This window comes from Microcoleus sp. S13_C3 (assembly GCF_036700905.1).
Taxonomy (GTDB): domain Bacteria; phylum Cyanobacteriota; class Cyanobacteriia; order Cyanobacteriales; family Microcoleaceae; genus Microcoleus.
Genome location: NZ_JAUBPT010000051.1, coordinates 3,715 through 27,326 on the forward strand (window position 1 = coordinate 3,715; position 23,612 = coordinate 27,326).

At 45.8% G+C, this 23,612-nt stretch carries 27 protein-coding genes; 16 read left to right on the plus strand and 11 right to left on the minus strand.

All coding sequences use genetic code 11. From position 1 onward, the window contains the following. Positions 1–422: 422 nt before the first annotated feature. Positions 423–1,238, minus strand: coding sequence for an FkbM family methyltransferase (locus QUA16_RS15680; protein ID WP_333181220.1), 816 nt, complete (start codon positions 1,236–1,238; stop codon positions 423–425). 570 nt (positions 1,239–1,808) lie between these two features. Continuing rightward, the gene (locus tag QUA16_RS15685) at positions 1,809–2,315 is read right to left on the minus strand and encodes a hypothetical protein (RefSeq protein WP_333048859.1); all 507 of its coding nucleotides are present in this window, start codon (positions 2,313–2,315) and stop codon (positions 1,809–1,811) included. 137 nt (positions 2,316–2,452) lie between these two features. Here QUA16_RS15685 and QUA16_RS15690 point away from each other — a divergent pair, with 137 nt between their 5' ends. From QUA16_RS15690 to QUA16_RS15720, 7 genes are all read left to right on the plus strand, one after another. Next, entirely contained in the window at positions 2,453–2,695 is a 243-nt protein-coding gene (locus QUA16_RS15690) for a hypothetical protein (protein WP_333104823.1), read from the plus strand. A 456-nt stretch (positions 2,696–3,151) separates the two neighbouring features. Further along, a complete protein-coding gene (locus tag QUA16_RS15695; protein ID WP_333104879.1) occupies positions 3,152–4,234 on the plus strand; it encodes an ATP-dependent 6-phosphofructokinase in 1,083 nt (360 codons plus the stop codon). Between the two features lie 263 nt (positions 4,235–4,497). After that, positions 4,498–4,647, plus strand: coding sequence for a hypothetical protein (locus QUA16_RS15700; RefSeq protein WP_333181222.1), 150 nt, complete (start codon positions 4,498–4,500; stop codon positions 4,645–4,647). Positions 4,648–4,651: 4 nt separating this feature from the next. Beyond that, on the plus strand, positions 4,652–5,074 hold the full coding sequence (locus QUA16_RS15705; RefSeq protein WP_333104824.1) for a thioesterase family protein: 423 nt from the start codon (positions 4,652–4,654) through the stop codon (positions 5,072–5,074). Positions 5,075–5,324: 250 nt separating this feature from the next. Further along, positions 5,325–6,773 (plus strand): slr1306 family protein, encoded by a 1,449-nt coding sequence (locus tag QUA16_RS15710; protein WP_333104881.1) that lies wholly within the window; start codon positions 5,325–5,327, stop codon positions 6,771–6,773. A gap of 93 nt (positions 6,774–6,866) precedes the next feature. After that, positions 6,867–7,187 carry a hypothetical protein gene (locus tag QUA16_RS15715; protein WP_333104825.1) on the plus strand — a complete coding sequence of 107 codons (321 nt, stop codon included), beginning with the start codon at positions 6,867–6,869 and terminating at the stop codon, positions 7,185–7,187. 93 nt (positions 7,188–7,280) lie between these two features. After that, positions 7,281–8,813, plus strand: a complete 1,533-nt coding sequence (locus tag QUA16_RS15720) for a DUF697 domain-containing protein (protein WP_333104827.1) — start codon at positions 7,281–7,283, stop codon at positions 8,811–8,813. A gap of 194 nt (positions 8,814–9,007) precedes the next feature. On the opposite strand, the gene QUA16_RS15725 is transcribed toward QUA16_RS15720, so the two are convergent. Together QUA16_RS15725 and QUA16_RS15730 are read right to left on the minus strand one after the other, a co-directional pair. Beyond that, the gene (locus tag QUA16_RS15725; protein WP_333104828.1) at positions 9,008–9,697 is read right to left on the minus strand and encodes a hypothetical protein; all 690 of its coding nucleotides are present in this window, start codon (positions 9,695–9,697) and stop codon (positions 9,008–9,010) included. Between the two features lie 136 nt (positions 9,698–9,833). Further along, entirely contained in the window at positions 9,834–10,793 is a 960-nt protein-coding gene (locus QUA16_RS15730; RefSeq protein WP_333104830.1) for an SAM-dependent methyltransferase, read from the minus strand. A 360-nt stretch (positions 10,794–11,153) separates the two neighbouring features. On the opposite strand from QUA16_RS15730, the gene QUA16_RS15735 reads away from it, so the two are divergent. Continuing rightward, positions 11,154–11,393 carry a hypothetical protein gene (locus tag QUA16_RS15735; protein WP_333104831.1) on the plus strand — a complete coding sequence of 80 codons (240 nt, stop codon included), beginning with the start codon at positions 11,154–11,156 and terminating at the stop codon, positions 11,391–11,393. Between the two features lie 365 nt (positions 11,394–11,758). On the opposite strand, the gene apcB is transcribed toward QUA16_RS15735, so the two are convergent. Continuing rightward, positions 11,759–12,268: an allophycocyanin subunit beta gene (gene apcB, locus QUA16_RS15740; RefSeq protein ID WP_293258696.1), complete on the minus strand. Its 510-nt coding sequence runs from the start codon at positions 12,266–12,268 to the stop codon at positions 11,759–11,761. A gap of 340 nt (positions 12,269–12,608) precedes the next feature. Here apcB and glnA point away from each other — a divergent pair, with 340 nt between their 5' ends. After that, positions 12,609–14,030: a type I glutamate--ammonia ligase gene (gene glnA, locus QUA16_RS15745; RefSeq protein WP_333104833.1), complete on the plus strand. Its 1,422-nt coding sequence runs from the start codon at positions 12,609–12,611 to the stop codon at positions 14,028–14,030. Between the two features lie 109 nt (positions 14,031–14,139). Here the strand turns inward: glnA and QUA16_RS15750 are convergent, their stop codons facing one another. Continuing rightward, positions 14,140–14,577 (minus strand): hypothetical protein, encoded by a 438-nt coding sequence (locus QUA16_RS15750; protein ID WP_333104834.1) that lies wholly within the window; start codon positions 14,575–14,577, stop codon positions 14,140–14,142. Positions 14,578–14,653: 76 nt separating this feature from the next. Here QUA16_RS15750 and QUA16_RS15755 point away from each other — a divergent pair, with 76 nt between their 5' ends. The 4 genes from QUA16_RS15755 (at position 14,654) to QUA16_RS15770 (ending at position 17,592) form a co-directional block, all read left to right on the plus strand. Further along, positions 14,654–14,980, plus strand: coding sequence for a hypothetical protein (locus QUA16_RS15755; RefSeq protein ID WP_333104835.1), 327 nt, complete (start codon positions 14,654–14,656; stop codon positions 14,978–14,980). Continuing rightward, positions 14,977–15,210, plus strand: a complete 234-nt coding sequence (locus tag QUA16_RS15760) for a hypothetical protein (RefSeq protein WP_333104836.1) — start codon at positions 14,977–14,979, stop codon at positions 15,208–15,210. Before QUA16_RS15755 ends, QUA16_RS15760 begins: the two co-directional genes overlap by 4 nt. Positions 15,211–15,660: 450 nt before the next feature. Then, entirely contained in the window at positions 15,661–16,566 is a 906-nt protein-coding gene (locus QUA16_RS15765; RefSeq protein WP_333104837.1) for a ferritin-like domain-containing protein, read from the plus strand. Positions 16,567–17,088: 522 nt separating this feature from the next. Beyond that, a complete protein-coding gene (locus QUA16_RS15770; RefSeq protein WP_333104838.1) occupies positions 17,089–17,592 on the plus strand; it encodes a YbjN domain-containing protein in 504 nt (167 codons plus the stop codon). A gap of 98 nt (positions 17,593–17,690) precedes the next feature. On the opposite strand, the gene QUA16_RS15775 is transcribed toward QUA16_RS15770, so the two are convergent. From QUA16_RS15775 to QUA16_RS15795, 5 genes are all read right to left on the minus strand, one after another. Next, positions 17,691–18,173 (minus strand): hypothetical protein, encoded by a 483-nt coding sequence (locus tag QUA16_RS15775; RefSeq protein ID WP_333104840.1) that lies wholly within the window; start codon positions 18,171–18,173, stop codon positions 17,691–17,693. Next, positions 18,170–19,294: an AAA family ATPase gene (locus QUA16_RS15780; protein ID WP_333104842.1), complete on the minus strand. Its 1,125-nt coding sequence runs from the start codon at positions 19,292–19,294 to the stop codon at positions 18,170–18,172. The genes QUA16_RS15775 and QUA16_RS15780 overlap by 4 nt, the downstream gene beginning before the upstream one ends. Positions 19,295–19,510: 216 nt before the next feature. After that, a complete protein-coding gene (locus QUA16_RS15785) occupies positions 19,511–19,969 on the minus strand; it encodes a divergent PAP2 family protein (protein ID WP_242722198.1) in 459 nt (152 codons plus the stop codon). A 14-nt stretch (positions 19,970–19,983) separates the two neighbouring features. Further along, positions 19,984–20,910, minus strand: coding sequence for a geranylgeranyl diphosphate synthase CrtE (crtE, locus tag QUA16_RS15790; protein WP_333104845.1), 927 nt, complete (start codon positions 20,908–20,910; stop codon positions 19,984–19,986). A gap of 197 nt (positions 20,911–21,107) precedes the next feature. Then, positions 21,108–21,995 (minus strand): LysR family transcriptional regulator, encoded by an 888-nt coding sequence (locus QUA16_RS15795; RefSeq protein WP_333104847.1) that lies wholly within the window; start codon positions 21,993–21,995, stop codon positions 21,108–21,110. Between the two features lie 111 nt (positions 21,996–22,106). Between QUA16_RS15795 and QUA16_RS15800 the strand changes: the two genes are divergently transcribed. The 3 genes from QUA16_RS15800 to QUA16_RS15810 all read left to right on the plus strand — a co-directional run bounded on the left by QUA16_RS15800 (position 22,107) and on the right by QUA16_RS15810 (position 23,610). Next, a complete protein-coding gene (locus QUA16_RS15800; RefSeq protein ID WP_333104849.1) occupies positions 22,107–22,412 on the plus strand; it encodes a hypothetical protein in 306 nt (101 codons plus the stop codon). 78 nt (positions 22,413–22,490) lie between these two features. Continuing rightward, positions 22,491–22,745, plus strand: coding sequence for a GNAT family N-acetyltransferase (locus QUA16_RS15805; protein WP_333104850.1), 255 nt, complete (start codon positions 22,491–22,493; stop codon positions 22,743–22,745). Between the two features lie 91 nt (positions 22,746–22,836). Beyond that, positions 22,837–23,610: a methyltransferase domain-containing protein gene (locus tag QUA16_RS15810; RefSeq protein WP_333104852.1), complete on the plus strand. Its 774-nt coding sequence runs from the start codon at positions 22,837–22,839 to the stop codon at positions 23,608–23,610. Positions 23,611–23,612 lie beyond the last annotated feature (2 nt).

The window sequence follows — 23,612 nt, forward strand, 5'->3', positions numbered from 1 at the left end:
ATCAGGCTTTTGTAGTTTCGGGGCAACCACGGGGAGTAGGGGTCGGATTGCCCCTACGGAAAATCAGGCTTTTGTAGTTTCGGGGCAACCACGGGGAGTAGGGGTCGGATTGCCCCTACGGAAAATCAGGCTTTTGTAGGGGCGGTGCCAAGAGTGCCCGCCCTCACCCACAGATGATGTCATGGGCATTTCAGGCATCGGGGCAACCACGGGGGGTTTGCCCCTACAAGAAAATGAAACAGCCATGCCGCATTAGGGCATTCCCACTTTCTGATATCCAATGAAAGCCAATTTACAGCAGATTGCAAGCTTATAGACGACAATAGCAGCATTTAGAAAACCAGTTTTTTAAATGTTGAGGATAAATTAAAGAAGCGTGCGAAGTGCGACCCGGAGTTGATATCAGATGGAAGGAACTTGAGTTAAATGATGACATAATCTTCGCCCACAACAGCTTGACTTACCTGTGGTTCCGGCTCTATTGGGTCGCTGTAATGAGTCTCAATGTGTTGGATGAAACTTTCCCGATAAGCTTTGAGATGCGAGTTAAGTGCTTCGATATCCTGTTCTCCTGTCGCGTAACCCCTCTCTTTTCGGAAGTGACCGGATTCCTTAACAAAAGCCATGTCAACTTGCCACAAAGCTGAATCAATCGGGCGATATGACAAATCAACAATATCGTAAGCTGCGAAGCCTTGGGACTTCATAAAACTGATTACATCATACATCTGACCGAACAAAGCAACTTCTACAATTACATATTCAGTCTGCTGCAAAATCTCAGTTGCTCCCGCTAAAACATCTACTTCCTGTCCGTCTACATCAACTTTAATTAAATACGGGCCGGGCAAATTTCTTTCCCTGCATATTCCATCCAGGGTAATTGCTGGTATGTTTCTCACGTAAGGATTGCTGTTGTCAGTAACTCGATTTTTAGAAAGTGAAGAATGCACCATACCGGGACTGACGTTGAGGGTGAAAACTCCCGATTCTTTGGTCGCTGCTGCAATAATGTATTCTGCACTTTTGAGCTTGCGGCAAATTTTGGCGAGGTAAGGTTCATTTTCGGCGATGGGTTCAATTAGCAAATGTCGCGAATTGGGGAAAGTTTCGTAAAGGTTAAAAGTTCCCAAGGCGGCACCGACATCAATCACAGTTCTTGGTTGAAAACCTAACTTTTTAGCCAGCAGCAAGCTGCCTGACATCGAGTTTCTGAGAATTCCTGTTTGTTGGCTCACAATTTTTCTCCTGATTTCAATGTGGATAAAGTTAATATTATGTCTTGCAGCAGAGTTATTGTATGTCCGAATAATGAAACGAAGCAATTGCAAACCTCGGCGATTGCTTATTGCTTCGTTGCGGATGGCAATGACAGAAATAGGTTTTAACTGACATCTTGCAGCAATATCAATAAGAGGATTTTTCGTGGGGTCGGGCGGGTTTATAGAACCTATTTGCAAGCTTTAAGGCTGTTGGCGAACCCGCCCCTACGGCTAATTGAGAATGGTGCAATATCTCAGTTTTAACTGACATCTTGCAGCAATATCAATAAGAGGATTTTTCGTGGGGTCGGGCGGGTTTATAGAACCTATTTGCAAGCTTTAAGGCTGTTGGCGAACCCGCCCCTACGGCTAATTGAGAATGGTGCAATATCTCAGTTTTAACTCAGATGTTGCACCATTGTCAATAAGCTTTTTAGGAACAGGCAAGATGCCTGTTCCACAATATATAGTAAATTTTCTTGTGGAACAGGCATCTTGCCTGTTCTTGAGAATTGTGCAAGATGGGAGTGTCAATGCAACCTGCTACTATTTCGCGGATTTCTGCGCCTTGTTTTCCGGTTCGACAGATTGCAAAGCTTCGTCGAGAATTGCCCGCGCTTCTTCGGCTTTACTTCTAGCTTCTCGATAGCGGACATTAGCTTGAGCAAAGTTTTTGAGAACCTTGAAACCATCTTTCAAACGACCAATTTCCTCTGCCGTCACAGCCTCATCTGTAAACAAAATGTCGATCGCCGCCCGGATTTTGAGTGCTTCTTCGCGGGATTCCATCACTTTCAATTTGAGACTTGCCAAATTGCTCAAAATCTGCACGGCTTCAGTAATCGCGTCCTCGCCGTCAGACGCAGCATCTTCGATATCCTTAACTTCAACAAACTGCTTGGGCCCAAATCCCTCCACGAGTTCCGTAGGCAGCTTTCCCTCATCCATGAGATCCATCAGCCGATCCATCGCTTCTTCACGGGCTTTGGCTGAATCTTTCCCTTTGACAGTTAAAATAATTTCGGGGCTTTGAGGAAGTGTATAGCGAACCATATTTTGACAGCCTGTGCGCGAAAACAATTGAATGATATTTTATCTTTATTCGATCGCCAGTTGCAGCTATCAATCCGCTCCATTACCAACCGCTTGCCAAAAGTTGACAGATATGCACTCAAAAGGAACGCTCCACTATGAAAGATAAATTTCTTAACTTGCTTAACTTGCTTTTAGTAGCTGATGTATTTTTCGTCTTTGCCAGTTTTGCGTGGTTTGCGATCGCAGTAGCGGGTCGATCGACCGGGGTGAATCTCGGTTTTGATTTGTGGTACAGTCTCTGGCAGCCCGTATTTAATCCCGCCCTGGGAATTCTTATGGGCGGTGCTATTCTCAGCGGTATAATTAACCAAGTTTCTAAACGCCTCAATCCCAAGTAAAATTGATGTTTTGTTGGAGACGGTGATTAGCGATGCTACGCAAGTGGGCGATCGAACTTGTAGGGTGCGTCAATCGATTTTAGATTTTCGATTTTAGATTTTAGAGGCGACCCCACGGATAAATGCGGGGGCTGGAGGATTTTCCATTTTAGATTTTGGATTGATTCCACGGATAAATCACGTGGCGGGTACCACCTTTGAAATTCCTGGTCAGAGATGACGCACTCAATTAGGTCGATGAAGCTTGAAAATACATTAAGTAGTCAAAAACGAGTGAAACGCTCCCCAAAGGAGCGATATCTTATGAAAGCAATCACAAAAGTTATGATAGCTTTACATTCTGTTACAGAGTAAAGTTTATTTTTGCCTACCTATTTACGTCTAAAATCAGGATTGGACGATCGACATCTAAAAATATCAACTCATATTCAGAGTAACAAAAGTCGGACATTAATTATGGGAGAACAAAAATGTATCGGTATCCTCACTAGCGGGGGTGACTGTGCAGGCTTAAACGCAGTTATTAGAGCCGTTGTCTACCGCGCAACGGGAACTTACAATTGGAAAGTGATGGGGATTCGTCAAGCTACCAACGGATTGATGAGTCGTCCCCCTCAAGCAATTCCGTTGGATATTGAGAAAGTAGACTCGTGGCTCACCATTGGCGGTACGATGCTAGGCACGACAAATAAGGGCGATCCTTTTGCTTTCCCCATGCCGGATGGGACTCTACGCGATCGTTCTGACGACATCATCGAAGGCTATCATCAACTAGGCCTGGATGCCTTAATTGGCATTGGTGGCGACGGCAGTCTCGCCATTCTGAGGAAGATTGCTCAACACGGCAATTTGAATTTAGTGGCTATTCCTAAAACTATAGATAATGATGTCGGAATTACCGAGCGTTCCATCGGTTTTGATACTGCGGTCAATATTGCGACTGAAGCACTGGATCGCTTGCATTTTACTGCGGCAAGTCACAGTCGCGTCATGATTGTTGAAGTCATGGGACGCGACGCGGGACATATTGCGATTAGTGCCGGAATTGCTGGGGGAGCTGATATAATTCTGATTCCAGAAATCCCTTACACAATTTCCAAAATCTGTGCCCAAATCCAAGAACGCCAAGAGCGGGGAAAAAACTACTGTTTAATTATAGTAGCGGAGGCCGTTCGCACTGAAGAAGGCGAGTTAATAATGCACACAAATCGCTTAAGTCAAAGTCGATTAGGCGGAATTGGTCAGTATTTAGCTGATACAATTTCTGAGTGCAGCGGTGCAGAAACTCGCGTCACTGTTTTGGGACATATTCAACGCGGAGGAACTCCTTCATCGCTAGAAAGATTAGTTGCTTCTGCTTTTGGCGTCGCAGCAGTTGATTTAATTGCCGAAGAGAAATACGACTGCATGGTATCTTGGCAAAAACGGGAAGTTGTGAGCGTTCCTCTGGAAGATGCGATCGCCAAATACAGACCTGTAGACTTCGATGGTACTCTAGTTAAAACGGCTCGCGGTTTGGGAATTTGTCTGGGAGACTAAACAATTACCCGTCCGATTTCTCAAAGATTTAGTCCGGGACGCACTCAGAACCAAGAAACCGGGTTTTTCTACCGAGACTGAGGGTTTTAAGCCAGTGTATTGTCGTAAAAAAACCAAGGTGATGACCAAGAATTTCTTCATGTGGTATCCGCCACGTGATTTATCCGTGGAATCAATCCAAAATCGAAAATCGAAAATCCTCCAGCCCCCGCTTTTATCCGTGGGGTCGCCTCGAAAATCTAAAATCTAAAATCTAAAATCGATTGACCGTCTGTGCTTCCAGGACTAATATTAACCTGGAAGCAGTGACGTTTCAACTCTTTAGTGTAACTTGCAATCAGTTCCGAGCGAGTATCGACCCAGAGTGCGATCGCACTCGGAACTACAAAATACCGCAACAAGTGGAAAGGTGAGAAATTGACACCATTTACTACAGAAATTAGAGTGCGACATTATGAAATGGATGCTCTCGGTCACGTAAATAATGCTGTTTACCAGCATTATTTAGAACACGCTGCGATCGAACATTTAGAACATTTGGGATTTACTCTCGATCGCTACCGGGAATTGGGCGGTGTCTTTGTAATGCGACGGATAGAGATTGACTATTTGCGATCTGCAGCCTCGGGCGATCGATTGGAGATATCCACTTGGATCGAACAAATGCGAGGCCCGCGCGCTGTCCGCCGCTACGAAATTCGCTTGGCTGGAAGTGACGAAATATTGTTAAAAGCAGAGGCGCTTTGGGTTTGGGTTGAAGTGACCACCATGCGCCCGCGAGCAATTCCTAAACAAATAATTGATATTTTTAAAGCGCAGTTTCAAGCATTACCAACATAAAGCCAAAATCAACTATTCTGTTGGCAACATCCTGTAAAAATCTCTGGGTTTGTAGTGAGGGCTTCAGCCATTCATTCCGCCTTTGTAGAAGTACAAAAAGTTGATTGTCGCCGGGGCCGGAAATCCCGATCGCAAAAAGTCGGATCGCCCGCCTGCCAGTTTGGATGCCGCAGAGGTACGATGGAATAGAGGGAGGGAGGCCAAGCCCGGTAAGGTTAAGCTTGGCGACAATACCCACAGGAAGGGAAAAATGACACTTAACTTGCGGCGACCGATTTTGATAGGCGGAATAGGACTTTCAGCAGCGCTGTGGCTGCTGGAAACTCTACAGCATTCGGGTTCAGAAATGGGCGAAACGGCACTCATCGGCTTGGCGGCTGCCGGTGCGGGGTATTGGTGGTGGAAACAACAATCCCCCAAACTGGAACTCGCACTCCCGCAACCCTTGGCCAACAGGGAAGCAGCCGAAAAAGCGATCGCGGCTTCCGAAGCGGCAATTAAATTGCTAGCCTCAGAAGCTCAAAACTCCGCCGATCCTGCTAATCTAACAGCAAAGCTCGATCGGCTCAGAAGCGAATTAGATAGACAAGATTTACGGATTACCGTAACTGGCGGCAAAGCTGTCGGCAAAACTGCCTTAATTCAAGTTTTAAATTCTAATTGGGCTTCTCAACACCCGCAAAAGCTTAGTTTACAAGAAACAGCAGCGCTGTTTGCTAATACAAATGCCGATGCCAAAATCGGCGGTGATTTAGTGCTGTTTGTGACAGCGGGCGACATCACAGATTCCGAATTTAAAACATTATCTCAGCTAGCGTCTGCAGGTCAGCGCGTGCTGCTAGTCTGGAACAAACAAGACCAATATTTGCCAGAACAGCAGTCGCAGGTATTGCACTCTTTGCAGCAGAAAATGCAAGGAATGTTGGGGACAGAAGATATAATTGCGATCGCAGCTTCTCCCAATTCTATTAAAGTGCGGCAGCACCAAGCGGACGGCACAGTTCAAGAACGCATCGAAAATCAAGTCTCTCAACTCGACGGGCTGACGGAAAGATTGACTAAAATCTTAACTGAAGAACGGCAACAGTTGGTCTGGGCGAGTGCAGTGCGCGAGGCTGCAAGTATCAAGCTAGAGGCGAAAACCTTATTAAATGCAGTCAGGCGCGATCGGGCAATTCCGATTATCGAACAATATCAGTACATCGCCGCCGCCGCCGTCTTTACTAACCCGGTTCCCGCTTTAGACTTGCTAGCAACAACCGCCATCAGTACCCAACTCGTAATCGACCTCGGCGCTATCTACCAGCAAAAGTTTTCCTTAGAGCAAGCTAAGACAGTAGCGGCAACTTTGGCAAGTCAAATGTTTAAATTGGGATTAGTAGAACTGTCTACTCAAACTATTACTGGACTGCTGAAAAGCAATGCCGTCACCTATGTAGCAGGAGGCGCGGTGCAGGGAATTAGTGCAGCCTATTTTACCAGAATAGCTGGACTAAGTTTAATTGAATATTTCCAAAGTCGAGAAGGGGAAAATGCTGCAATAGGCATTTTAAATATCGACCAGTTGACTAAAACTTTGCAAGCCGTATTTACCCAAAATCAGCAAGTTTCTTTCTTGCAATCTTTCATCAACCAAGTGGCGAGTCGCCTTTCCTCTCAGGTATCTGGGCCCGAAACCGTTAAGTCGGCGGTCAATTAAGTAAAATCAAGGAACAGGCTTTCCGGCCTGTTCCACAAGACAGTTTTTTTGTTGTGGAAGAACAGGCAAGATGCCTGTTCCACAAAAATTTTTTTGTTATTGTGGAACGGGCATCTTGCCCGTTATTGTGGAAGAACAGGCAAGATGCCTGTTCCACAAAAATTTTTTGTTATTGTGGAAGAACAGGCAAGATGCCTGTTCCACAAAAATTTTTTTGTTATTGTGGAAGAACAGGCAAGATGCCTGTTCCACAAATTTTTTTGTTATTGTGGAAGAACAGGCAAGATGCCTGTTCCACAAATTTTTTTTGTTATTGTGGAAGAACAAGCAAGATGCCTGTTCCACAAAAAATTTTTTGTTATTGTGGAACGGGCATCTTGCCCGTTCAATATTTTTTGGAAATTTTACCAATAAAAAATTATAAATTTATGAAAAATTGTATTAAAATAAGAAATAGGATTTATAATTCGACGATCAATTATACCTGCTTAAACAAGCCGATCGCCAATGGCTGACAATTCCCTTCAAGAAAATCGCTTATCTCTTGCCCGCGCCAGTTTGCGCGAAGCCCTGGCGCGCTATTCCCACCTGCGCCAAGGGAAAAAAAACTCGAATAATACAGAATTAGAAGCGGCGCTGCAATATCAGTTAGATATCTTAACTTCCACCTCAGAAAAACTAGACCACAACATAATCCGCATTGCTACTTTCGGCTTAGTCAGCCGTGGCAAGTCAGCCGTATTAAACGCGCTTTTAGGTCATAAAATTTTGCAAACAGGCCCTCTAAACGGCGTGACTCAGTGGCCGCGTTCCGTGCGTTGGAGTGTGCCTTTATCCTTCCTTGACAACGAGGAATCCCCCCAACCCCCCCTTGGCAAGGGGGGGCTTATGGAACCTCCCCTTGGCAAAGGGGGGAAAGGAGGGGTGCAAGTAGAATTAATCGATACTCCGGGACTTGATGAAGTTGGCGGCGAAGTGCGCGGCGAAATGGCGAAACAAGTAACTCGCCAAGCTGACTTAATTCTGTTTGTCGTTGCAGGCGATATCACCCGGACTGAATATCAAGCGCTGTGCGAATTGCAAACAGCTCAAAAACCGGTGATTTTAGTTTTTAATAAAATTGACCTGTATCCAGAATTAGACAGAAAAGCTATTTACCAAAGTTTGCAAGCGCTGGGAAATTCTGAAGAGTTAGCAGCCGCTGCGGTAATAGAGGAAACAGATAGCGAAAATTTGTCCGATCGCCCAAACAACTCCTCCCATAAATCTACTGTAAAATCACCGCCTAAAACTTCCAAATCTTTAGAAATAGTCATGGTAGCCGCCGAACCAGCGCCGGTGCAAGTGCGGGTGGAATGGCCAGACGGAAGAGTCAGTCACGAATGGGAGTCGCCGCCCGCGCAGATAGACGAACTAAAACATAAAATTTTGACAATTCTTAACAGAGAAGGTCGATCGCTCCTCGCTCTAAATGCTTTAGTTGAAGCTAGAGATGCCGAAGCAAACATTGCCCGTCACGTTCTCAAATTGCGACAAACAGAAGCCGAAGATTTAATCTGGCAATTTGCAAAATATAAAGCTTTGGCTGTGGGTTTAAATCCCGTGGCCTTCTTGGATGTAATGGGAGCAAGTGTCGCAGATTTAGCGTTAATTCGCTCTTTATCGAGACTTTACGGCTTACCTATGACTGGTTACGAAGCCGGGAAACTTTGGCAGACTATTTTCTCCAGCGCTGGCGGCGTACTTTTGGGAGAATTGGGTAGCAGTTTTCTGTTGGGATTTGGCAAAACTGCGGCCGCTGCGGCCCCGCACATCGGCTTTTCTACTTTTGCCGGAGTTGCTGTCACTCAAGCTAGTTTAGCAGCTTACGGCACCTACGCTGTCGGTCGCGCCGCCCAAGTTTACTTAGAAAAAGGCTGCACCTGGGGCCCCCTGGGACAAGATACGGTAATTCAAGAAATTCTCGCCACCATCGAGCGTAATACAATTATCGATCGCCTGCAGCAAGAGTTTAAAATTGGCAATCAAAAATTGCCCTAGTAGTTGAGTAGGGTACGTCAGCAGATGGTTATTTCTTAATAATCGAAGAGCTAGCATCTGAGTCACCCTAATGCTTTTCTTCTTACACAATGGTCAAAAAAGTATGCAACTGTAGGTAAACTCCCAACCACCATACTCATCAGTAATTCCCAATTCTAAAATCGAAAATCCAAAATCTAAAATCTAAAATCGTATTACCGTCTCGCGATTCTAACACCTTCTCTAAAATGAGCGATGGTCGCAATTACCGCTATAGAAAAGTAAAATATTCTAATCAGCCAAAAACAAACCCGCATTGACCAAGTAACAATAGTCGGAGCCATACCTGTTAGCTGTACAAATCTGGAATTAACTTTTTTTTCAAAGCTGTCAAGGTCTTTCATCTCCGATTGTTTAGTCGGAATAACGGGAAACTGACCAGTATATACGTAATAACCGATAAAACCCGGCAATCCTACTTTTCTATTCAAAAATGAATTAGTTAATGTTGCAGTTTGCGGCGGCGATAATTTATCCGATTCCTCTACTTTTTCCAGCCAAGAATTATATCTGATAGCTGGCGTAATCATAAAAACTAAGGGAACTATAACTATCAATAAAGCCGCACTAATTTGGCGGCCGTATTTAGGGTGTAGAAGCCTTGTCGCCACACCCACTCCCATACCGATAAATGCAAATACCAATATATTTAACAGTTCAATAATTTCTATTCCCCTCAACAAATCCCCGATAATCAGAATAGTATATAATAATTTGTCTGCCAGTAGCAGAGCTGCCCACTTGATTAGAATTGAAACGCCTACAATAGTAGCTACAATTGCTACATATCCGATGCCACCTAGAACGTACAGTAAAATCGAACTGGCTTGTTTGAATGATTGCATGGAATTATTCACTCTTGTGAAAGTTGAGGAGTCCGATTGACAAAAAAACTTGAAATTTTAGAGCAATCTGGAGTTCCTAATTTGACTTTTAAAATAGATTAGCTTGACATCTTGAAATCAATCTAAAATCTAAAATCTACAATCGATCGACAAGTTCCCGCGCCGCCGCTTTGGTGACTTGTGCGATCCGTTCCTTCACAACATCCTCTTCGTTAGCGCAGCCCTCGAAGAGGATCGCCCTATGGTCTGGTTCTTGTTCGCGATCGATCCCCAACCATAAAAGATACTCGATATTACCCGCCGGGCCAAGTAAAGGCGACCACGTTAAACCACGTTGCTGCCATCCTAAAGCTGTGGCTGCCTTCCACACCTGAAAAATCGCATCAGCTTGAGTTGCTGAGTCTCGCACTACCCCTTTTTTCCCGACTCTCTCGCGCCCTACCTCAAACTGCGGTTTTACCAGCAACACTGCTTCTCGCGGTGGTACCAACAATTCCCACAGCGCGGGTAAAATCTTATCCAGCGAAATAAACGACACATCTACTACCGCCAAATCTGCATAAACCCCTCTGGGCAAAGAATCTTGCTCCCCTCCTTGACAAGGGGGGGCTGGGGGGGGTGAATTTTGCTCCCCCCCTTGACAAGGGGGGGCTGGGGGGGGTGAATTGCCGTAAAGCTCAGCAGCAGTCATGTACCGCAAATTGGTGCGTTCTTTCAAAATTACCCTCGGATCGTTACGCAAGCCCCAATCTGCTTGACCGTAGCCAACATCTACACCGTAGACTAAGGCTGCGCCGGCTTGCAGCAAACAGTCGGTAAAACCGCCTGTGGAAATGCCGCCGTCGAGACAAATTCTGCCTGCAACGGGAATCGCAAAAACTTCTAAAGCTTTGGCTAATTTGTCGCCACCTCTAGAAACATAGCGCGATCGCTCTTTGATCTGAATCTTTGCTGAAATATCGACCTCAGTGCCAGGTTTGTCAACTATCTGTTGGTTGATGGAGACTTTCCCAGTCCGAATCAAGGCCTGAGCTTGCTGTCTGGAACTGCACAAATCTAGGCTGACCAATAAAGTGTCTAGTCGCTGTTTAGCCAAGGTTTTTAATCTGTACGGATAGGGTTAAGAACAGTACCAGATTAGCACTTATATCATTTCCGGTTACACTCATACATGATGTTGACGGTTGACTGTTGACTGTTGACTGTTGACGCCGTGAACAGTTAACAGTGAACAGTGAACAGTGAACTCGGATTTACTATTCCGATGAAGAGTGGATTTGATATTACGCACAAGCCCGACTGCTAATTTTTGGCAATTATTTTGGTTTTTTGATCGTTGCGGGGCGATCGCCCCACCTCACATGATGTGACTGAGAACGCTCTGATTGTGTAGTTTTATCACAAATAAACATCCGTAGAATCACACAATAATTTTTGCGACTAGCGGATGATTTATATGCAGCTAACAGCGCTACAAATACCATCAGGGCGATCGACAATGAAAACAATTAACTTTCCTATCAGAAATTCTGGCAATTGTCAAGAAAATCCCCTCGCCTTCGTTAGCGGTGACATCATCCACATTCTTTACCCCAATGGCGAAGTAGAAGCAACAACCACCGCACAAATCGATCGGCGCCAAACCAAAAATCCCCTAGACAAATGCCTCGTCTGGGGATGTGTTGGCGATTTTTAACACCAGTTTCAAACAAGAATGCAATTATAGGGAAGCTCCAAACCCTTAATTCATCAGCCATTCCCAATTATTCAAATCTTTAATCTCTAATTTTTAATCTATAGCGGTTCTCAAGCGTGGTGAGGTATGCCCTATGCCCTATGCCCTATGCCCTATGCCCTATGCCCTATGCCCTATGCCCATGAGTACCTCATCTTTCTGAGAAAGGCTATATAATTTTTAATCTGAAATCTTTAATCTAAAATTGTCTAACCCATAAAAAAAGATCGCTTGGAGGCTGTGAGGCCAAAAAAAGCGATCGATCCAACTGCTGCTAAGTGCAAGCAACAAGCGCAATTTGCTACTAAAATAACTAGCAAATTGACTTAAATATCTTGTTCGCTCAATTCGCGAATCATGTAATCAAAAGGCTGATCCAAAAAAGGCCCCACAGACAAGCCAGCCGCTTCCACCTGAGCCTTAACCATCTCCTTCATAATGCTAATCCCCATCACCGTCGGGCCAATGGGAACGCTTAGAGAATTGTAAGTTTCTCGCAAACCTTGCAGCACGCGCTCGTCGAGCACGTCCGTACTTCCAGCCACCAGGGCGTAAGTAGCATAGCGCAAGTAGTAGTCCATATCCCGCAGACAAGCCGCGTAGCGACGAGTCGTGTAGGCATTTCCCCCGGGACGGATCAGTTCCGGCTGTTCAGCAAATAGCTGGATACCAGCTTGCTTGACAATTGCCGCAGCATTGCTGTTAATCGCAGCCGCCGCCTGTACCCGTGCCGTGCCCGTTGCAAAATAAGATTTCAACCGATCGATACCATCTCGGTCTAAATACCTACCAGCAACATCATAATTTTCAATCAGGCTCGTCACTGCATCGCGCATAAGTTTCTCTCCCAAAAATCTTTATCAATACTTTGCTATCTGAGACAGACCGCCTATTGTAGACTACTACAAATCGGCGTTTGATTAAGATTTGAGATAGGATTTTCACCAAGGGTAGTCTATCCCCGGCAAACAGTCGTAAAATTCAGCCGTTTGCCTTGTATGTTCAGCCGAAAAATAATCCACAGGGCAAGCATCTCAAACTGCCGGGCCGCACTGGGCCCCTATTTCTAAATTTTGTAGCCATAGATACAAAATAGTGGCTACTGAAGGCCTACGATCGCCCAAACAGTCTGAAATCGGCAGATCGCCAAGACACAACCAATATCAGGAGTAAGTCATGTTCCAGACACCCCAAGAAGCCTTAAACTACATACAAGAAAATAAAATCCAGATCGTTGACCTCAAATTCATCGATATGCCGGGGATCTGGCAGCACCTTTCCCTGTACCACGACCAAATCGACGAAACCGCATTCACCGACGGCGTACCCTTCGACGGTTCCAGCATAAGGGGCTGGAAAGCCATCAACGAATCAGACATGACGATGGTCATCGATCCGACCACCGCTTGGATGGACCCGTTCATGGCAGAACCGACCATCAGCTTCATTTGCAGCATCAAAGAACCCCGCACCGGCGAACCGTACAGTCGCTGTCCCCGCACCATTGCCCAAAAAGCCATAGACTACTTGCTTTCGACCGGTCTCGGCGATACAGCATTCTTTGGCCCGGAAGCAGAATTCTTTATTTTTGACGACGTTCGCTTCGACCAAACCCAAAATTCCGGCTACTATTACGTAGATTCGATCGAAGGTCGTTGGAATTCAGGCAAAGAAGAAGCAGGCGGCAACCTCGGCTATAAACCGCGTTACAAAGAAGGTTATTTCCCAGTAGCACCAACCGATACCTCTCAAGACATGAGAACGGAAATGCTGCTGACAATGGCCAAATGCGGCGTACCCATTGAAAAGCACCACCACGAAGTCGCCACCGGCGGTCAATGCGAACTCGGTTTCCGCTTTGCCACTTTAGTACAAGCAGCCGACTACTTGCTGACTTACAAATACGTCATCAAAAACGTCGGCAAAAAATACGGCAAAACCATCACCTTCATGCCCAAACCGCTGTTTAACGACAACGGTTCCGGGATGCACGTTCACCAGTCGATTTGGAAAGACGGCAAACCTCTATTTGCAGGCGATCAATATGCTGGTTTCAGTCAAATGGGACTGCATTACATCGGCGGCATTCTCAAGCACGCACCGGCACTTTTGGCAATCACCAACCCCACGACCAATTCTTACAAGCGTTTAGTTCCGGGCTTTGAAGCCCCTGTAAACTTAGCTTACTCTCAAGGGAATCGATCGGCATCAGTGCGGATTCCGTTGTCGGGAACCAACCCCAAAGCCAAGCGGTTAGAATTCCGCTGTCCCGATGCCACATCCAACCCCTATTTAGCATTTGCAGCCATGCTGTGCGCTGGCATAGACGGCATCAAGAATCAAATCGATCCGGGCGAACCTTTGGACGTGGATATCTACGACCTTTCCCCTGAAGAATTGAGCAAAATTCCTTCTACTCCCGGTTCCTTGGAAGGCGCTTTAGAAGCTTTAGAAAAAGACCACAGTTTCTTAACTGAAACCGGCGTATTTACCGAAGACTTCATCCAAACCTGGATTTCCTACAAACTCGATAATGAAGTCAACCCAATGCGGCTGCGTCCTCACCCCTACGAGTTTGCTCTCTACTACGACTGTTAGAAAATTAAAAATTAAAAATTAAAAGTTAAAACTGGTAATTATACCATTTTTAACCGAGAATTTTTAATTAATAAGAACGCCGCCCTTAAAAGCGGCGTTTTTTTCGAGTTTAGAACTTCTGGATTAACGCCCAGACTCTCCCGTTACCCGACACTATCTGGGCAACGCTGTTAGTAGTAGGGCCCATTGTAGCCTCAGAGACATCCTCTACAGCCCATTTATTTGCTTTCTCATCAACAATAAACAAATCGTCAGCGGTAGTGCCTTCCTGAACCCGATATATCTTATTCAGAATGAAACGCTGCCGCGCCTCAGCTTTTGGTATGCCAACCACATCATCTGGATCGACAGAAATGGCACTGCCTTCTTTTAATGTACCTTTCGAGTTGCTTAAATTGCGATCGCTCTTTTCTGCTTGCAGACTATGAATCTGTACACAAGACTCTCTCTCAGAGATATTCAAGACACCAGCTAGCGCCACACTTTTTTCCAAACCTAGAACCGCTGCAAAAGCCATCAAAATTAGCAAAAACTTGAAATGATTCATTATATTTATGCTCCTTTGTTTGTAAGATTCTGCACTCATTCTAAATTAGCAATTAGCAATTAACAATGACTAAACAATGTCCGATATTTTTGTGATGATCCGCAATCAGAGTAACGTCGCCATGACTTCAGTTGAGGGCATTGCCTTTGTCACTTTACTAACTCAAGAAGGACGAGTGCTCGCCGAGGAGACAGTTGACCTGTTTGAGGCAGATGTGAATTTTGATAACCTGACGCAGGGAAAATATACTGTAGTTGTCAGGCACGAAGGCGTTGAACCTCGATCGGCAACCTGTAGTGTTACAATCACCGATGAAGATAAAGTAATCATGCTGACATTTGTTTACTTGGAACTAGAACGGGTGCTGCTGGGCATTCAAACTTCAACAGAAGAAAGACTATGACTGTGAAAGTTACTCCGCCAAATTCAATTAAAATGTTTCGCTATCGAGTACATTTCTTGGCAAAAGACCTCTGGAGGGAAAAAAACCCCATTTGTCGGATGAATCTGGCTTTACAGTTAGCCGATGTGGCGACAACTCTGGCTAGATTAGAAGTAGAAGAGGCGCGAAAATTTCAACAAGAGTCTGCTAGTGTTGAGGCCCAAGACTCGACGGAACCTGAAAAGTTTTGAGTGTATGAGGTTGCTTTCTGCGATCCGCGTAACCCTTGCGTGATAGCATCTCAATGAAAGCAGCCAACCTAGAAATTGGAGTTTTGAGGCAGGAGTTTTGAGGCAGGAGGCAGGAGGAAAGAGGAAGAAGGAAGGAGCCAGAAGAAGTGTTTTTACAATTATGAGATGCTCCCCCTTGCGTGATAGCAGTTTAAAAAAATAATCAAACTATAGAAAAGCTCCAAACCCTGATAGTCATCAGTCATTTTTAATCTAAAATCTACAATCTAAAATCTCAAATGGTATGACTCGCAACTCAAAACTATTGTCATTGGTTGAGCTAGTAAAAAACTTGTCTGTATAAAATTCAATCTCCGTGCTAAACAATAACTTTCTGCCTTGCGAGTGAATTAGGAAGCCGAAAAACTGCGTTACACTTATATAGGTATCTTTACAAAACAACATAAAAGCATGACTGTTGCCTATCCCCGCAAGCTGCGGAACGCTATGGGAGCGCGCGAAATTTTAGCTAATGTAGTGCGCGATCGCGAAATTCACCTGATCACCCTCAACCGCTATCGCTACAGCGAACAGCGCAGTTGCAAAGACCTCACCGACTTGATCGAACGGCTAGACGGGGAACCCGCCGAACTCGTGCGCGACCTCTCCCGGCACATTTCCGACGAAGCGCGGCACGCCATGTGGCTCACCGACTTGCTGGTAGACATCGGCCAAAATGTGGGAACGCCGCCGGGAGTCTCCTATATTGACGAATTTGAAAGGTTGCTCGACAGCGAGCAAAAAGACCCCACCAAAGACCGCGAAGACTTTGTAATTTCTTCCCTCGCCGCGATTAACGTCACCGAGAAGCGGGGATGCGAATATTTCTCAGCGCACATCCACGCCCTCAAACAGGCTCCCCAAACCGACGAAAACGTCAAAATCCGCGAAACCATCGAAAAGATTTTTCCCGAAGAAGCTGGTCACGTCCGCTGGGGCAACCGCTGGCTGGCCCAAATTGCCGACAAAAGCCCGGAACACCGCCAGAAGGTGGAACAGGCAAAGCGCAAGTATGTGGCGATCGAACAAGCAGCATTTGAATCGGGAATGGATATCATGCTGGGGGCAGAACTGCGCCGCGTCACCCGCCTCGTGGACATTGCCAACACCATGCCGATGTGGGAACGCCCGCAATACCTGATGGAACGTTTACCCAGAACCCTGCTCGCCCCCGACCTGCAAATGACCAGAGTCGATGTAGCTCAGCGCGCCTGGAACCGCGACCCGCAGGCATTTGTGGAGAAATTTGTGCCGATGTTCCTCAACGGCTTGAATACCATTGAGAAGAAGCCGGCGGCGACTAAGCCCAAGGCTTAAATTCGATCGCGCACCTGGTTGAAACCGCTTTGCCAGTCAAACTTGCGTCTGCCTCCGCAAACAAGCGAGATATACTGGTTCCGAGGCATAGCCTCGGAACCAGTTATTTAAAGTCATAATTTTAAGCTTTAGCCAGTAAACTGATTATTGGAATAGTTTTCCATCTAAATATAATCGTCAGGAACCTCAGCCCTGACGGCATGAGGCTTGAAGGAGAAATCTAACAAGCCGTTCTGACCAGCCTAAGTCTTAACTGACTACGTTTTTTGAGTCACGACACCGGGAGAATGCGTAGCTAGTTCCTTGCTCTGTCGCTGAAGGTTAAACAGTTCTAAGGTCACGCTTTACAGTGCTTTCAGCCTAACAAGCTCTCAAAACATTGGCGAAGCTAACTTTACTCCGAAAGGAGATTGAGGCAACCATACCTCATCGGAGGGGCAACCATACCCCTCCATCCCGCTGCATGTTTTAACTCAATGTAAAGCCGTCCTAAAAGGACGGGGTTTCAAACCCATATTTCTGATGACTACCAGCGAGCCGAACATACAAACAGCTTCCGCAGAAAGCCTCTCAAGTGAAAGTGCGATCGCCTCCGAGCAGGTCGAAAAAGCCACAGCCGTCACCTATGCAGAAGAAATTGAAACTGTCATCGCCAGCATGGCTGTAGACCAAAAAGTGATGGTTGGTCAAAGTGAAGCTGGCGGACATCTTTGGAAGTTCAAGTACGGCAGTGTCGAAGTGTTCGTGCAACTTACGGGCGAAACCGAAGATGATACTTTGGCTGTTTGGGCTTTTGTACTGCAGTTGCCAGCGAAGAATGAAGCTCAATTAATGCGGAAAATTCTAGAAATGAATTGGCTGTCTACTTTAGAATCTCATTTTGCCATTGTTGATAATCAAGTTGCCGTAGTATCGACTCGGACGATGGCGGAAATCTCGGCCGGGGAAATTTCTCGGGTTATTACTATTGTCGCCACGATCGCCGATGATAATGACGATATTTTGCAAGCAGAATTCGGTCAGTAGTCATTAGGGTGCGCGACTTTTGAGCGAGCCACACTCCGCTAAATTATTGGCCGTCGCGCACCTGACATTCAAGTAGCGTGCGCGAGTTTTGGGTCTCTTTATTTAAATAGAAATGGTTTTACAGATGAAGCCATACGATCTAATTCTCCTTTGTTGTGTTTGAGAAGATTATGTCCCCATAACTCATTTGTGTTGTCAGAACAATCTTTTGCAAGACCTTCTCCAATCTCCTCAAAAGTCTTTTTGATGTCTGTCCTTAGATTCTCTGGTTCAGATAGCACTCCCAGCACGAATACTCTTGCTTTTATATCATCTGGAATATGACTTTCTACATAACTCAACCGATTTTCATCATCATCGAAATCAATGAGCAAAACCATCATTCTTTGTGGTAATTGTCGCATTTCAGACGCATACTCCTTCGTGAATTCCTCCACAGTTTTTATCCAACCACCACGAAGTGGCAGGACTTTAACAGCACGGTTATTAAGGTTTGGCGCCAGAAGAAATCCGTTGACAATCTGGCGATTAGCATCATCTTCGGCCAACACATGAATGTGCGGTTGATACTTATTACTCATAGCTCTATGTCGCCACCAATCAAGGCATTTATCAGGTCGCCTTTAACAGATATCTCACTCAGCGGTCTGACTAAAGTTGGCTCTAAGTGGCTTTTGCGATCTAATACAAAGGTATTTTCATTTGAAAACTTGCGGATTGCTTCAGGATTATGCGATGTCACTAAGATTTGACCGCTATTTTTAAATGAGCGTCGCAGAGACATGACAAAATATCCCACCTCCGATAAGGATAGATAGTTATCTGGCTCGTCCCAGAAGCAAAAAAGTGGGCCATAAAATTTGTTGGCAGCCAAGACAACAGCGCAAAGAAAAAAGCATTTCTCCCCGTCAGATAAGTCATTAAATTCAATACTCAGATTCGCATTATTTGCTTCAAACCGAACAATCATACTTTTCGAGTCTTTGCCGATTAGTTCATTCAGAAAATCCTGAATGTCAGGCATCACTTCTCGGAGATATTTATCAACCTGTGTGTAGGCCGCAGGATAGCGACTCAGTAAGCCCGAAACCCACTCCCCAAAGTTTGAACCATCTCGCTTTGGCTCCAAAGTTTCACCGTTTGAGTCTCCCGTCATTAAGGTGGGAATCGGGGCTAAAATGATCGTGCGAGCCAGCCAAGTCTTGAAAATATGAAGCGGATCAGTCTCAGATTGCTCCTGAATTACTGGCAGGGCAACAAGATGCCAATCTACCCGAAACTGAGCTTCACGATTGGGGGAGCTGGTGTGAAGAGTGACTTGGGCTTCTTTTCGAGAGTAAATTGGATCTCCTGCAACTAGCAGTTGCTCTTCAAAAACTCGAAGCTCTCTAAATTTTTCTGGTAAATCTAAGGCAAGGACATATTTGTATAATTTATCTTCGAGTAATACTTCTATTTCAAACCGGATGGGAACATCAGACCTTCCACGAGCGAAATCTTTCGAGCTAATAAGGTTAAGTTTTTCAAGGTCGCGCATTCTATTGATGCCTCGACAAATCTTCTGAAGGACTTCTAATGCAGAGGCAGTAGTTGATTTACCTGCACCATTTTTTCCAATCAAGAGAGCAGATGGCATCCCCTTTATGGGCAGTTCAAAGTTTTCTAGGCATCTGAAGTTGTGTACATATAGTCTTTGGAGCATAGCAAAACAATTCCAAGGAGTGGGAAGTTAAAAAACTTTTTGAACTTTTTGAAGTGCTTAATTAGGGAATAGGCATTGCCATAAACTTCCAAAAAGTTCGGGTGGTTTTCTGAGCTAGAGAGGGATGAGTTGCCGAACAATTAATCCCCGCCGCCAACTTTTACCTCCTACTCGTCAAAAAACACCACAGCCCCAAATTTACTCCGTACTTAAAACTTAATATGCAGGCCCTGCGATCCAAGCAATAGTGATTCCCAGCCCCAAACCGACAAGCACTTGAAAAGGAGTGTGTCCCAGCAACTCTTTCAGGCGAGCTTCATTAAGGTTGTGATCTTCCTCAAAAAACTCGTCAATAATTTGGTTGAGGATGCGAGCTTGCTTGCCTGCTGCTTGGCGGACGCCTGCTGCGTCGTACATCACAATAATTGCAAAGATCGCAGCGATCGCAAAATCCGGACTTTCCCATCCCATCGTTTGTCCCACTCCAGCAGCCAAAGCGCCCACAAAAGACGAGTGAGCGCTGGGCATTCCCCCCGTTGTTACCAAATACCGAAGATTAAACTTGCGGTTTTTGACCAACTCGATCGGCAGCTTCATGATCTGAGCCGCCAGACAAGCGAGCAAAGCAACCACAAGTACATGATTGTTTAAAATGCCGCTGCAAATTTCCTGCATAGTGTTTAGTATTTCTAGTTACTGCGGCTGGTAATATAATCGGCGATCGCCAGCAGCGGTAGAGCTTTGCTCCCAAACACTGCCAATTGAGCCTTAGCATCAGCCACAAGCTGCGAAGCTTGGCGCCGCGACTCCTCAATTCCCCACAAACTCGGATAAGTGACTTTTCCTGCTTGAACATCTTTGCCAGCAGTTTTGCCCAGTTGTTCTTGGGTAGCAGTGATATCCAGAATGTCGTCAATGATCTGGAAAGCCAGCCCAATATTTTGAGCAAAACGAGACAGCCGCTGCAAATCGGCAGCCGACGCCCCAGCCAGAATTGCCCCACAAACTACGCAGGCCTCTAACAGCGCCCCTGTTTTGTGAGCGTGAATGTAATTCAAAGTTTCCAGAGAAACATCTGTCTTTCCTTCCGATTCCAAATCAACCACCTGACCGCCTACCAATCCAGCAGCGCCCGATGCCCGCGCCAAATGGGCGATCGTCCGCAACACCTGCTGGGGGGGTACGTTCTCAGTTTTAGTCGCGATAAATTCAAAAGCATAGGTCAACAAACCATCGCCAGCCAAAATGGCGATATCTTCGCCGTAGACTTTGTGGTTCGTCAGTTTGCCGCGCCGGTAGTCGTCATTGTCCATTGCCGGCAAATCGTCGTGAATCAGCGACATCGTGTGGATCATTTCCAAAGCGCAAGCTGTCGGAATTGCCATAGATGTAGTGCCGCCGGCCAGTTCGCAGCTAGCCAGACACAGGATCGGACGCAGGCGCTTGCCCCCCGCTAGCAGCGAGTAGCGCATTGCTTCGTAGATTTTCTCTGGGTAGATGACCGGCAGTGCACTGTCGAGAGCTACCTCGATCGCCTCTTTTCGCTTGACTAGATAAGTAGATAAATCGAAAGAGGATTCCGGTTGGGACGAACCCATTTCTGTTGCCAATACCATCCCTTGCTCTCTTGTACTGAATAGTTATGTGGGATATTGTGAGCCGTTCGGGTCGCATAGTACCGACTTTTACGGCAGCAGTTGCTCGAACTCCGAGCATCAATTAATCATTCTACGGGTGTTGTTGCACAGAAAATCTTTGAGTTTTAATAACTTTGTCAAATTACCAGTCAATCTAAAATTGACAATCTCAAATCTCAAATCTCAAATCCGCTAATGTGTCTGGCGACTTCCAAAAACCGCTGCACCGCCGCCGTTGGATCGCTGCGCCAAATTAGAGCGATCGCCACAATGCAGGTTGATTCTGGTAACGCTTTGTAAACAACCCCGCTGCGCTGGAAATTTTGCATCGACGCCGGGACGATCGCCACGCCCATTTCGGCGGCTACCAGACTCACAATGGTTTGCATTTGAATGGCTTCTTGAGCCTCGCGAGGGCTAAAACCTGCTTGCTGACAAAGACTGACGATCGCATCGTAGAGTCCCGGAGCCTGGGAACGCGGAAACAAAATGAACGGTTCCGTGGAAAGTTCACGTAATTCAAGATGCGTGCGATCGGCCGCCGGATGCGTTTCTGGCAGTGCCACTATCAGCGGTTCTCGAAAAACGATTTCAGAATTTATCCCGTCTTCCTCAACCGGAGGGCGCACGAAGCCGATATCAATTTGCCCGAACCGCAGCCGCTGCAACTGTTCGTTGGTCGTCAGTTCGTGCAGTTCGAGCTTAACGGCGGGACACCGAGTGCGAAAGGCCTGCAAAATGGCTGGAACCACGTTGTGTGCTGCAGAGCTCACAAAGCCGATCGTCAGTTGGCCGAGTTCGCCCCGACTGGTTTGTCTACCGAGTTGAATTGCTCGATCGACTTGCTGCAGAATTTTCCCGGCCTCCTCGAAAAAAACCTGTCCCGCTGCCGTTAAATGCACCGTCCGCTTGGTGCGGCGAAACAGTTGAAACCCCAACTCTGCCTCTAAATGCTGGATTTGTTGGCTCAGCGGAGGTTGGGCAATATGCAGTTTTTCGGCTGCGCGAGTGAAATTCAGTTCCTCTGCAACTGCAATGAAATAACGCAAATGCCGAAGTTCCATAGCTCCCCAATGATTTATATTTTAAAAGTATAAGTTGTTATTCAAACATATATTGGACATTAATGATGATATTTCATACAGTGATTAATAGGCGAAATTGAGAATCAAACAATGGCAAATTTGGATATCAAAGTTAGAGAAGCAGAGCTGGTAGATTTGGAACTAATTCTTGCTTTTATTTCGCAAAAATCAGAATTCGATGGAGTTCCACATCTTTTAGAAGCAACAGCCGATAAATTGAAGCAAACACTATTTGTCGAGTCTCCCCTAGTGCGAGTATTGTTGGCTGAAGTTGCAGGAACAGCGGTAGGCTTTGCTCTTTTTTATTCCTCCTCTTCCAGTTTATTGACCAGGAATTTCAAAGGTGGTACCCGCCACGTGATTTATCCGTGGAATCAATCCAAAATCGAAAATTGAAAATCCTCAAGCCCCCGCATTTATCTCGCGCAAGTCAATTCTAAAATCTAAAATCTAAAATCTAAAATCTAAAATCGATTGGCGCAGCCGTGTCTTTGGCTTGATGATTTATTTGTGCAAGCTCCTATGCGCGGTATGGGAGTCGGGACAGCGCTGTTAAAGTATTTGGCAAAAATTGCTGAGTCCACAAATTGCGGGCGGATTGAATGGACTGTTAATACTGCCAATGCGCCGGCAATTGCTTTTTATGAAAGGCAGGGAGCGCGGCTTTTGGAAAATATTAGGGTTTGCCGAATCGAGGGAAGTGCGATAGCCCAACTCGCTAACAAATAAGTGGGTGGGTTTTGTGAAGAAGGATTGTTTTTATTAACCGCAGAGACGCAGAGAACACAGAGAAAGAGAAGAAAGGTTCAGGGTAATTATCATGGCACAAAATTCTTGGAATTCAGCTCTTTATGAGCAAAATCATGCTTTTGTTTGGCAGTACGGCGAATCGCTTTTGGAGTTACTCGCTCCGAAGGCTGGTGAACAAATTCTGGATTTGGGCTGCGGTACGGGACAGTTAACTGAAAAAATTGCTCAAACTGGTGCTTTTGTGCAAGGTATTGATTCATCTTTGTCGATGATTTCCACGGCAAAAGTTAACTATCCTCACATTAACTTCTCTGTCGCAGATGCGAGGAGTTTTAAAGTAGAAGAGCCGTTAGATGCTGTGTTTTCTAATGCGGTTTTGCACTGGATTAAACAGCCGGATGCTGTGATTAATTGTGTGGAAAAAGGGCTGAAGCCGGGAGGGCGTTTTGTGGCTGAGTTTGGCGGTAGGGGGAATGTGGAGGCGATCGTCCGCGCACTTTTGAGTGTTTTGTCAGAAATTGGCTGTGAGGAGCCTGAAGCGCTTAATCCTTGGTATTTTCCGAGTATTGGCGAGTATGCTGGGCTTTTGGAAAAGCAGGGATTTGATGTGGGTTATGCGGTTTTGTTCGATCGCCCGACTCCCCTAGAAGGTGGCAGCGCGGGTATGGTAAATTGGATTGAGATGTTTGCTGGTGGGTTTTTGTCGGGGTTGTCTGATGATGTGCGATCGCAGGTAATTAACTCCGTTGCAGAGCGTTTGCGATCGGCGCTGTACCGCGATGGTAATTGGATTGCAGATTATCGGCGAATTCGCGTTGTTGCTGTCAAAAAAAATTCCTATTGAAA

Coding starts and splice junctions, on each gene's coding strand:
- QUA16_RS15685 (WP_333048859.1), bottom strand. CDS start 2,315: ATGGTTCGCTATACACTTCCTCAAAGCCCCGAAATTATTTTAACTGTC.
- QUA16_RS15690 (WP_333104823.1), top strand. CDS start 2,453: ATGAAAGATAAATTTCTTAACTTGCTTAACTTGCTTTTAGTAGCTGAT.
- QUA16_RS15695 (WP_333104879.1), top strand. CDS start 3,152: ATGGGAGAACAAAAATGTATCGGTATCCTCACTAGCGGGGGTGACTGT.
- QUA16_RS15710 (WP_333104881.1), top strand. CDS start 5,325: ATGACACTTAACTTGCGGCGACCGATTTTGATAGGCGGAATAGGACTT.
- QUA16_RS15720 (WP_333104827.1), top strand. CDS start 7,281: ATGGCTGACAATTCCCTTCAAGAAAATCGCTTATCTCTTGCCCGCGCC.
- QUA16_RS15725 (WP_333104828.1), bottom strand. CDS start 9,697: ATGCAATCATTCAAACAAGCCAGTTCGATTTTACTGTACGTTCTAGGT.
- QUA16_RS15735 (WP_333104831.1), top strand. CDS start 11,154: ATGCAGCTAACAGCGCTACAAATACCATCAGGGCGATCGACAATGAAA.
- apcB (WP_293258696.1), bottom strand. CDS start 12,268: ATGCGCGATGCAGTGACGAGCCTGATTGAAAATTATGATGTTGCTGGT.
- glnA (WP_333104833.1), top strand. CDS start 12,609: ATGTTCCAGACACCCCAAGAAGCCTTAAACTACATACAAGAAAATAAA.
- QUA16_RS15750 (WP_333104834.1), bottom strand. CDS start 14,577: ATGAATCATTTCAAGTTTTTGCTAATTTTGATGGCTTTTGCAGCGGTT.
- QUA16_RS15755 (WP_333104835.1), top strand. CDS start 14,654: ATGTCCGATATTTTTGTGATGATCCGCAATCAGAGTAACGTCGCCATG.
- QUA16_RS15760 (WP_333104836.1), top strand. CDS start 14,977: ATGACTGTGAAAGTTACTCCGCCAAATTCAATTAAAATGTTTCGCTAT.
- QUA16_RS15765 (WP_333104837.1), top strand. CDS start 15,661: ATGACTGTTGCCTATCCCCGCAAGCTGCGGAACGCTATGGGAGCGCGC.
- QUA16_RS15770 (WP_333104838.1), top strand. CDS start 17,089: ATGACTACCAGCGAGCCGAACATACAAACAGCTTCCGCAGAAAGCCTC.
- QUA16_RS15775 (WP_333104840.1), bottom strand. CDS start 18,173: ATGAGTAATAAGTATCAACCGCACATTCATGTGTTGGCCGAAGATGAT.
- QUA16_RS15780 (WP_333104842.1), bottom strand. CDS start 19,294: ATGCTCCAAAGACTATATGTACACAACTTCAGATGCCTAGAAAACTTT.
- QUA16_RS15785 (WP_242722198.1), bottom strand. CDS start 19,969: ATGCAGGAAATTTGCAGCGGCATTTTAAACAATCATGTACTTGTGGTT.
- crtE (WP_333104845.1), bottom strand. CDS start 20,910: ATGGTATTGGCAACAGAAATGGGTTCGTCCCAACCGGAATCCTCTTTC.
- QUA16_RS15795 (WP_333104847.1), bottom strand. CDS start 21,995: ATGGAACTTCGGCATTTGCGTTATTTCATTGCAGTTGCAGAGGAACTG.
- QUA16_RS15800 (WP_333104849.1), top strand. CDS start 22,107: ATGGCAAATTTGGATATCAAAGTTAGAGAAGCAGAGCTGGTAGATTTG.
- QUA16_RS15810 (WP_333104852.1), top strand. CDS start 22,837: ATGGCACAAAATTCTTGGAATTCAGCTCTTTATGAGCAAAATCATGCT.